2 protein-coding genes are annotated in these 9063 nt (G+C 39.6%); one reads left to right on the forward strand and one right to left on the reverse strand.

What is annotated here, in order from left to right:
- The first annotated feature begins 1077 nt into the window (after nucleotides 1–1077).
- A complete protein-coding gene (locus tag Q0954_RS31340) occupies nucleotides 1078–7293 on the forward strand; it encodes an alpha-2-macroglobulin family protein (RefSeq protein WP_299465050.1) in 6216 nt (2071 codons plus the stop codon).
- Nucleotides 7294–7569: 276 nt separating this feature from the next.
- Here the strand turns inward: Q0954_RS31340 and Q0954_RS31345 are convergent, their stop codons facing one another.
- A complete protein-coding gene (locus Q0954_RS31345) occupies nucleotides 7570–8151 on the reverse strand; it encodes a hypothetical protein (RefSeq protein WP_299465053.1) in 582 nt (193 codons plus the stop codon).
- Nucleotides 8152–9063: the final 912 nt, after the last annotated feature.

A 9063-nucleotide genomic window follows, 5' to 3' on the forward strand; every position in this document is an offset into this window, starting at 1 on the left:
GTGACGTGAAAAACCTAACTAAACAATTAAAAATCAAGGAAGTAAGTGATCAACTAATAGAAAATAAACCGTGATCAAATGAAGGAAAATAAGTGACGTGAAAAACCTAACTAAACAATTAAAAATCAAGGAAGTAAGTGATCAACTAATAGAAAATAAACCGTGATCAAATGAAGGAAAATAAGTGACGTGAAAAACCTAACTAAACAATTAAAAATCAAGGAAGTAAGTGATCAACTAATAGAAAATAAATCGTGATCAAATGAAGGAAAATAAGTGACGTGAAAAACCTAACTAAACAATTAAAAATCAAGGAAGTAAGTGTCAAATAAGTAAAGTAGAATAGTGATCAAACCAAGGAAAATAAGTGACAAACTAATTTAAAGTAAAACGTGATCAAACCAAGGAGGTAAGTGTCAAATAAGTAAAGTAGAATAGTGATCAAACTAATTTAAAGTAAAACGATCAAACTGAGGAAAATAAGTGATGTGAAAAACCTAATAATTAAGGAAGTAGGTGATCAAACTAAGGGAAATAGTGATTCAAACACCTAACTAATCAAAATTACCCTAAACAGAATAGTTAACTTTACAACGCAAGATAAACTTTATCCTGCGTTGTTTTTTGCTTTAGAGGGGAGCTTCAACTAAAAATCAAGTCAACAAAGGTTTACTGTAATTTGTATTGCATTCTATTCTTTATAGTTGTTTGAATGTTGTGTACTTGGGGCTTTTTTATATATGCAGATATAAGAAATATATACATTGGCAAAAAAAGGGAAATTACTTAAAAATAGACTACACCACCCTAAGCCTACCCCTTTTGCCCTATGACACTTGTCTTGTTAACAAGGACAAAACTTACATACACAATAAACTACCCTATATCTATTGTGAAGCACTTTGTTTTTTGTAATTTTAGTTAAAAGCAGCAAGCCAGTACGATTCAATGCTTTTATTGTCAGTTAGTTGTGCAACAAGCAAGGTGAATATATTACCTTGTAAGGCACCTGAGGCAATAGGGTAGTTGATGAAGTAATGGCTATTTTACTGTAAAATCACCTAAACTATTCTCATTATGCATTATACGAAAACTATAAGGCGTTTATTCCTGAGTGCCTTGGTCTTGTTGGCGCTTAGTTATTGGCAGGTGCCTGAAGTACATGCCCAAAAAGCTTACAAAAGTCGTTGGGACAAGGTAAATGGATTTTTGAAAAAGAAATTACCCAAATCAGCCCTCAAGGAAGTAGACGGCATTTATGCACAAGCCAAAAAAGATAAAAATTCAGCACAGCTTATTAAAGCCATTGTACATAAGCTAAAGTACGTGGTAATGGTAGAAGAAAATGACCTGGTAAAAAGTCTGACCGATTTGCAAACTGAGGTAAAAAATGCGGAGTTTCCGGTAAAACCCATGTTGCACTCTATGTTGGGGCAGGTCTACTGGCAATATTATCGCCGCAACCGTTGGCGTTACAATAACCGTACTGCCACTTCCAAAGATTTTGCCCAGGCTGATTTGAACACCTGGGATTTACGAAAAATTACAGAAGAAACGATGCATCAATACAAGCTTTCGCTGAAAGATGCTGAGAAGCTTAAAAAAGTAAAAGTAGATATTTACGACGAAATTATTGTAAAAGGTCACGCAGAGCAACGCAAGCTTCGCCCTACTTTGTATGATTTTCTTGCCCATCGAGCCATTAATTTTTTTAAAAGCTCAGAACCTAATCTCACCAAACCTGCTTATCAGTTTACCCTGAACAAACCTGAGTATTTGCAGGATGCAGCAGCTTTTGCTAAAATGAAAATAGAGTCACGTGATACTACTTCGTATAAGTATTATGCCTTGACTATTTTGCAAGACTTGGTCAAGTTTCATCAAAACGACAAAGATTTGTCATCATTGGTAGACGCTGACCTTGCCCGCTTAAAGTTTGTATACAACCACTTGAGCACCACCATCAAAAAAGACTTGTATCGTGAAGCCTTGGAACGTTTAGAAAAACGTAGCATTAAGTTTCCTATTTCTACGGAAGTGACTTATGCCATTGCCAATATTTATTACCAACAAGGTAGGAGCCACAACCCTTTGCGACTGGACAAAAAGAAATGGAAGCTAAAAACAGCCATTGAAATATGTGATAAAGCAATTGCTCGTTTTCCTAAATCGCGGGGGGGTCAAAAATGTGAAAACCTGAAAATAAGAATATTCAGCAAGAGCGTAAGCGTGCAAACTGAGCGAGTAAATGTACCTGAGCAGCCTTTTAGAGTAAGTGTACAGTATAAAAACACTGATCAAATGCATTGGCGGGTATATAAGATAGACTTAGACTGGCTGCAAAAAACTTATCTTGCCTGTAACCCTAAAAGCCACGCCCAAGCTTGTTTTTTAGAAGCCACCTATCAACTAAAACCTTTACATAGCTGGAGTACCAAATTGCCAGATGATAAAGATTATCAAATGCATCGTGTAGAAACCAAGATTCCAGCCTTGCCTTTGGGCAATTATATGATAGTAGCAAGTGTATCGCCTAATTTTGAAACCAAGGGCAATGCAGTGGCAAGCGATTTAGTGACTGTGAGTAGTTTAAGTTATATCAACCGCAGTCTTCGCTACAAAGGCATTAGTCAGGTATATGTTTTAGACAGAACATCCGGCAAGCCTGTAGCAGGGGTAAAAGCTACCTTAAAGATGCGCCGTTATGACAGTAAAAAACGGTCATACCTGATAGAAAATGGAGGTACTTATTCATCTAACAAGGAAGGCTACATAGAAATACCTTATACAGAGGATTATTATAAACGTAATTTTTGGCTGGAGTTTGAAAAAGGCAAAGACTGGCTGTCTACCCTTGACCTGAACTCATACAAATATAAATCGCGCTATGGCAACTTGTACCGTTATAAATATACCGATAGTAAACGCACTTACACCAAAACTTTTTTCTTTTTAGATCGAAAGATTTACCGCCCAGGGCAAACAGTTTATTTCAAGGGGTTGGTCTTAAACACAGACGGAGATAAGCACGACATTAAGGCAAACTACAAAACTACGGTAACCTTATATGATGTGAATGGTCAAAAGGCTGGTAAGCTTAACCTGACAACCAATGAGTTTGGCACATTTAACGGTTCGTTTATAGCGCCTAATAAAGGCTTGAACGGCAATATGCGCATCAAAGATGCACACGGAAGCATCAGCTTTTCAGTAGAAGACTACAAGCGCCCTAAGTTTGAGGTAAGCTTTAAACCAGTAAAAGGTAGTTTTAAGATAAATGATATGGTAACGGTTACAGGTAAAGCCAAGGCATATTCAGGAGCTAATATTGATGGAGCTGAGGTAAAATACCGTGTGGTGCGTAAAGCAAGCTTTCCACGGTGGTATTATTACTATTATGGTTATTCGCCATATTCGCCTAGTATGCAAATTACCAAAGGAACTGCCACCACCAATGCCCAAGGTGAGTTTGAGGTAAAATTTAAGGCTATTCCAGACTTAAGTGTAGACAAAGGCACAGACCCTACTTTTACTTATTGGGTATATGCCGATGTAACCGACATGAATGGTGAAACCCATAGCAGTAGCACTACCGCAGCGGTGGGGTATCGTTCGCTCAAAGTAAGTGTATCTGTGGGAGCACAGGTAAACCAAAGCAAAAAAGCCTCTTGGAAAATTAATACCAAAAACCTCAATGGACAGTTTCAGACAACCAGTGGTATTATTACTATTCATCAACTTCAGCAGCCCAAAAGAGTATTACGGGCACGTAAATGGGCACAACCCAATAAATTTATCCATACCCCTATCGAGTGGGAAAAGTGGTTTCCGAATGACTTGTACCGCAATGAAAACAATAAGTACAAGTGGAAGAAAGAAAAAGAGGTATGGAACGCGAAATTTGCCACCAAAGAAAAAGATAAAGCCAGCCGTTTATTGAATATTACCAACATAGCTAAATGGAAACAAGGGGCTTATGTATTGGAAATAAAAGCCAAAGATGCGCAAGGTAAAGAGGTGAAAGCGGTAAAATACTTTACTGTGTACGACCCTAAAGCCAAGAGCATACCTACCTCCCAAATGCTTTATTTCAAAAAAGAAAAAATGAAAGTAGAGCCTGGCGAAAAAGCACAAATGTTGTTGGGTTCGGCAGCCAAAGGAGTACAGGTATTGTATGAAATAGAGCACAACAATAAGATTGTGGCAAAGCGTTGGGTGAAGCTGAATAAAAATCAGAAAATGATTGAAGTACTGGCCAAAGAAGAGTACCGAGGTAATTTTGGGGTACACTTTACTTTTGTCAAAAACAACCGCTGGTACCACCGTGACGAAACTGTATATGTTCCGCGTACCAACAAAGAGCTGGACATTAGCTTTGAAACTTTCCGAAACAAACTTAAGCCAGGAGAGAAAGAAGAATGGCGGATAAAGATTGCAGGTAAAAAAGGAGATAAAGTAGCTGCCGAAATGGTCGCTACCCTGTATGATGCTTCCTTAGATGTTTTCCGTGCCAATGCATTTAGTTTCGGTATTTATAACTCTTATTATGCCCGTATGCGCTGGGACAGTCGCGGAGGATTTGTGACCAGTAACTTTAATGTTTATGCACGCGATTGGAATGACCGTACGAAATATGTGAAATCTAAAAGTTATGATTACCTCAATTGGTTTGGGTATTCGTATGGTCGTCGCAAGTATTATGACCGTCGCCGTTTTAGAAAAGAAAAAGCCAGTAGTGCAGGGAACACATCGACTCCAACAAAAGTAATGGAGGAAGTGCATGATGTAGCCGTACCTACCCCTAAAATGGCGGTAGCTACCAAAGAAAGCAAGAGTAAAGTGGTTGCTGGTGTTGCAGTAGCCGACAAGCAACAAAGTGCTCCTGTAGCTAAAAAAGCCTCCGGAGGCAGCGGGGGTAGTCTAGACCAAGTAAAGGCACGGACTAATTTTAACGAAACAGCTTTCTTTTACCCTAGCTTGCGCACCAATGAAAAAGGCGAAATCATTGTGAAGTTTACGGTGCCTGAGGCGCTTACCAAGTGGAAAATGAGAGGGTTTGCTCATACCAAAGACCTAAAGTATGGCTTTGCCAGCAATGAGTTGGTGACCCAAAAAGAATTGATGGTGGTGCCTAATGCGCCTCGTTTTTTCCGCGAAAGCGACCAAATGACTTTTATGTCTAAAATCTCTAATGTATCAGAGAAGGATTTGACTGGGTCGGCGCAATTATTTTTGTTTGATGCCATTACCAATAAGCCTATTGATAAGCAATTGGGTAACACCAATGCACAGCTCAATTTTCAGGCTAAAGCCGGACAAAGCACTGTGGTAAAGTGGAAACTAACAATACCCGTAGGTGTGCAGGCAATTACTTATAGAGTAGTAGCCAAAGCTGGTAAATTCTCAGATGGAGAAGAAATGACTTTACCCGTATTGACCAACCGTATGTTGGTGACCGAAACAATGCCTTTGCCTATTCGCAGCAATCAAACCAAAACTTTTGAGTTGAAAAAGCTGATGGCAAGTGGCAAGTCTAAAACCTTGAAGCACCATAAATATACCCTTGAGTTTACTTCTAACCCAGCTTGGTATGCTATTCAGGCGTTGCCTTATTTGATGGAGTTTCCGCACGAATGTGCTGAGCAAACTTTTAGTCGTTTTTATGCCAATAGCATTGCGGCACATGTAGCCAACTCAAGCCCCAAAATCAAGAAAGTATTTGATACCTGGAAAAATATCCAACCGGATGCTTTATTGAGTAACCTGGAAAAAAACCAAGAGTTGAAATCGTTGATTTTGAGTGAAACACCCTGGGTGATGAACTCAAAGAGTGAGTCAGAGCGTAAACGTCGTTTGGGGGTACTGTTCGACCTAAATCGAATGGCAAATGAGCTGGAAAAAGCGTTGACCAAGCTTATCAAAAAGCAAAAAAGCGACGGTGCCTGGGCTTGGTTTGATGGGGGGTACCCTGATCGTTACATTACCCAACACATTGCCACTGGTATGGGGCATTTAGATAACCTGGGAGTGAAAAAGGTGAGAGAAGACAAAAAAGCCTGGAGAATGACCACCAAGGCTATTCAGTTTTTAGACCGCAAAATTTATGATGACCACGAAGAACTAAAACGCTTGGCACGCAAAGGTTTGATTAAATTAGCCGATGATCACTTGGGTTATATGCAAATGCAATATTTGTACATGCGTAGCTTCTTCAAAGATGTAAAACTGAACAAAGACTACCAAAAAGCTTTTGATTATTACTTTGGTCAAGCCAAAAAATACTGGACTAAAAAGAGTTTGTATATGCAAGGCATGTTGGCGCTTGGGTTGTTCCGTTACGACGAAAAGCCTGTGCCAATGGCGATTGTGAAGTCGTTGAAAGAGCGGGCTTTGTACAACGACGAAATGGGTATGTACTGGAAGCAAACAGGAGGTTATTACTGGTATCAGGCACCTATTGAAACACAAGCTTTGATGGTAGAGGTGTTTGACGAAGTAGCAAAAGACCAAAAGGCAGTAGATGATTTGCGTACTTTCTTATTGAAGTCTAAGCAGACTCAAGATTGGAAAACCACCCGTGCGACTACTGAGGCTTGTTATGCGTTGTTGCTACGAGGTAGCAATTGGCTAACCAGCGAGAAACAAGTAGAAATAACTGTAGGTGGGCAAAAGGTAAACCCGTTTGACGAAAGTAGCCCCGCCAAAGTAGAAGCAGGTACTGGTTATTTCAAAAAGTCGTGGAACGCAGATAATATTACCGCTGATATGGGTAAAGTAGTTGTGGCTAAAAAAGACAAAGGCGTTGCCTGGGGTGCGGTATACTGGCAGTATTTTGAGCAGCTAGACAAGATTACAACGGCTAAAACTCCATTAGCATTAAAAAAACAATTGTTTTTGCAAAAAATGTCAGATGCTGGACCAGTAATTTCACCGATCAAAAAAGGCACTAAAGTAAAAGTGGGTGACTTGATCAAAGTACGCATTGAGTTAAGGGTAGACCGATTGATGGAGTATGTACACATGAAAGATATGCGAGCGGCTGGATTAGAGCCCGTAAACACCATTTCACGCTACAAGTGGCAAGATGGTTTGGGATATTATGAAAGTACCCGCGATGCAGCTACTCACTTCTTTTTTGGAGCATTGCCCAAAGGGGTATATGTATTTGAGTATGCCTTGAGGGTAAGTCACGCAGGAGATTTCTCAAATGGGGTGACTACCATTCAGTGTATGTATGCCCCCGAATTTGCCAGTCATTCAGAAGGTGTACGAGTGAAGTTTGAGGAGAAGTAAGTTAGGTGTAAAGTGCAAGCAACAAGCTATAAGTGTTGTTGTAAAAGCATGAGCACACACAATTTTGAACCACTCAAGGCTTGGGCTTTGGGTGGTTTTTTAATGATATATTGAGCTTTGTTATGGGGTACCTTACCATATGGCAAAAGGAATGAAAGATTGTGAATTGTTGTAGTCAATGGTTGTTGTAAGTTGGCGTATTTTGAAGTATATAGCTGCTCATAAAACAAAAGATAAAACCCAAGTACACAGTTTCCAGCCGCTTGTAAAAACTGCTTACACCAAATAATAAAAACTAAAAATCAATCCAGTACCTACGCTCATGGCAAAGCCTGAGATAATTTCGGGCAAGGTATGTTTGTGTAGGTAATAACGCGACCACGCCACCAATACGGCAAAGCCCAAGGCAAAGTAAGCAATGGTAGGGTAGCCCTGTAACAAAAACGAAAAAGTAAGCCCAATACCCATCATGTGGGCGCTGGTTTTGTGCACCACAAAGTTAACCGCAAAGGCAAGTACACATAACAGCAGTAAAAATACAAAAGAGGAGAGGAGCACTTTGGGAGCTTCAATAGCATAAAAAAGCCCACAGGCGGCCATTAATGAAAACATACCCACAGTATACACCTGCTTACGTTGACTACGTACCTCTACACTCATATTAGTAATTTTCTTACGCATAATTTGTACTATTACATAACAAGATGGAATAAGTACCAGAAAGAAAAAGGCAAATAGTGTCCAGTAGATAGAATCTTGAAGTGGCAGCATGAGGCGTAACACCATAAAGGTGGTCACAATGGCCAGGTTATACGGAAACAGTATAACTGAAATGTATTTTGCAGTTTTTTGTTTCATCAGATAAGTTCATTAGAGGAGGTTTGTTGATGGCTCAAATATACCTGTTTCCTAATGAATTATGGTGTCTGTGGGACGTATTAGCATAAACTTAATGATTTGGTAATTTTTTTAGGGGAGAGGTGAGGAGTTATGACTATGAAAAAGTTCTTAGCTTTAAGTTTTTAAGACTATTTGAAGTACATAAGTAGTGAAAATAATAAGAGACTTTTTCATAAGTCAATAGTCCACAGCCCCGACAGGGGCAAGCTTCAAGCGACAAGCCGCAAGTCCTTAGATACCGATGAATATCGGTGCTACACCCTGTTCCACAAGTAACCACGCTTTTGTATCACACTGATTTTTAGTTATTTACAAAAAGCGTAGTTAGAAGCCTTGACAGGGGCAAGCTTCAAGCGACAAGTCGCAAGTCCTTAGATACCAATGAATATCGGTGCTACACCCTGTCCACAAGTAATTATATTTTTGTATTACACTGATTTTCAGTTATTTATAAAAAGCGTAGTTAGAAGCCTTGACAGGGGCAAGCTTCAAGCGACAAGTCGCAAGTCCTTAGATACCAATGAATATCGGTGCTACACCCTGTCCACAAGTAATTATATTTTTGTATTACACTGATTTTCAGTTATTTATAAAAAGCGTAGTTAGAAGTGAATTCGAGTAAGCATTTACCCTCTTACCGCAGGGTGACCTGAGCCATGCTCACCAATGAATTGAAAACCAACTTATTTTTGAAAATCCTCAGCTTTTTGTTGAGCAAATGTGTTGGCCTGGCTAAAGCCTTAAAACCAACCCGGAGAAACTCCCACCTCTCGCGAAGGTCTTACCGCAGGGCGACCTGAGCCATGCTCACCAATGAATTGAAAACCAACTTATTTTTGAAAATCCTCAGCTTTTTGTTGAGCAAATGTG

The sequence above is a fragment of the uncultured Microscilla sp. genome (assembly GCF_947493425.1).
GTDB lineage: Bacteria > Bacteroidota > Bacteroidia > Cytophagales > Microscillaceae > Microscilla.